This is a genomic window from Teichococcus oryzae, assembly GCF_008386565.1.
Lineage (GTDB): Bacteria > Pseudomonadota > Alphaproteobacteria > Acetobacterales > Acetobacteraceae > Pseudoroseomonas > Pseudoroseomonas oryzae.
The window spans coordinates 1-1,884 of sequence record NZ_VUKA01000059.1; the positions used below are offsets into that span (position 1 = coordinate 1).

The window sequence follows — 1,884 nt, forward strand, 5'->3', positions numbered from 1 at the left end:
TTGGCATCTTCTCGGAGCCCCCGAGATGAGGTTCCGCGTCATCGCTGCTCATGCCGACACCTGGCCCATTCGCACCGCTTGCCGTGTGCTCGGCGTCTCTGCTTCCGGCTACTACGCCTGGCGGACGCGTCCCGAGAGCAACAGGACCGTGGCCAACCAGCAGATCCTGACCGACATCCGGCGCCTGCACGCCAGTCATCATGGCCGCTACGGCAGCCCGCGCCTGCAGGCTGCCTTGCGCGCCGAGGGACGTCAGATCAGCCGCGGCCGGGTCGAGCGGCTGATGCGGGCGCATGGAATCCGGGCGATCGCGGGGCGACGTGTCCGTCCAGTGACCACCAACAGCCGCCATGCTCTCCCAGTTGCCCCGAACCTGCTGGATCGGCAGTTCGCGGTCACCCGCCCCAACACGGTCTGGCTGGCCGACATGACTTATCTGCCGACTGGTGAAGGCTGGCTCTACCTCGCCGCCGTGCTCGACCTGGCCACCCGCAAGATTGTCGGCTGGTCCATGCGCCAGCACATGCGCGCGGAACTCCCCTGCGCAGCCCTCACCATGGCCATCCAGCGGCAGCAGCCGCCACCCGGGGTGCTGCAGCATTCGGACCGCGGCTCGCAATACGCTGCCGACGATTACCGCAAGCTGCTCAGCGCGGCCGGCATGCGGCAATCCATGAGCCGCCGTGGCAACTGTCTGGACAATGCACCTATGGAAAGCTTCTTCCACACCCTCAAGGTCGAACTCGTCCAGCAGCGACGATGGGCCACGCGGGACGAAGCCAGGCGCGACGTGTTCTCCTACATCGAAGGCTACTATAACCGGCAGCGTATCCACTCCGCCCTGGGCTACCAGACGCCAGAGCAGATGGAGCACAATGCCGCCTGATCCCTGTCCATCAATTCAGGGGAAGATCACAGCGTATGACCAAATGCCCCCTGCCATTCCGGTCGAGAGCTTCCCAGCCCCGCCGCTCCGCGTAGCGGACGAGCTCACGCTCCTGATGCGTCCGAAAGCCCACTGCTAGCCTCCATTGAGGGTTCTATGGTTGATGAGTTCGCGTTGAGCCGTGCCGAAGAACCCGGCGCGCGATCACGTCAGCTGCCGGATTCCGACGGCGAGAGGCCGCCACGCCGCTTGCGGCGGAGCTCGTCGGCGCGCCGGAAGCGCAGATCCTGTGGACGCTTGACCATAAGGTCGCGCCAAGCGTTCCGGACCTTCCCACCGCCGACGGCGCTCGCGAACTCACTCGGGGAGGTGCGCTTCCCCTCGTAAATGAACTCGTCTCCGGCCACCCGCGCCTGGAAGGTCTTTGCCTTGTAGCTCATCGAGACGAGCGTACCGTCCGGCAGCAGGATGTCCTTCCACAGATAGCCCCGCGAGGGATCGGGAGCGTCTTCCTGGAGGAGGTCCTCGGCCTTCCAGGACGCATTCTCCATCCAGTAGTCGATGGCCCTGGCGACGGCTTCGACAGGGTCGAGCCCGCTCTCCATCTCCTTCAGGAATTCGATGAGGTGGACGAACTGCTTCGTCGCGATCGGGACGCTGACAGCTGAATTGTTCATGGCAGATCCATTCTGTTTCGAATGGTCATGAACCTACTCAGGCTTTCTAAGCATTTACAGGCCTGTTTTCACTATTTTAGCAGACGGACACATCGATGAACCCCCTGCTGCGACGGAGAGATCGGCAAGCGGAGTGCAGGGCAGTGGCCCGCCTCTGCTGGCGGGGATGAGTGATCGGCTCTGTGTAGCCGGGGCCCTTAGTCACCAGGGACGTGGCATTATGCGGGCGCAATTCGGGTTCTGAGGTACCCATCCGGTGATGGCCGCGGTTGACGGTCAGGCGGCAGCGGTTGCAGGTGCCTGAGTGCGCTTCCAGTTCCA

The 1,884-nt window shown here is 63.9% G+C and carries 2 protein-coding genes; one reads left to right on the forward strand and one right to left on the reverse strand.

What is annotated here, in order from left to right; translation table 11 throughout:
* The coding region (locus F0Q34_RS21475) for an IS3 family transposase (RefSeq protein WP_149814411.1) at positions 1-886 on the forward strand (886 nt) is incomplete at its 5' end.
* A 209-nt stretch (positions 887-1,095) separates the two neighbouring features.
* Here F0Q34_RS21475 and F0Q34_RS21480 read toward each other — a convergent pair.
* On the reverse strand, positions 1,096-1,563 hold the full coding sequence (locus F0Q34_RS21480; RefSeq protein WP_149814412.1) for a hypothetical protein: 468 nt from the start codon (positions 1,561-1,563) through the stop codon (positions 1,096-1,098).
* Positions 1,564-1,884 lie beyond the last annotated feature (321 nt).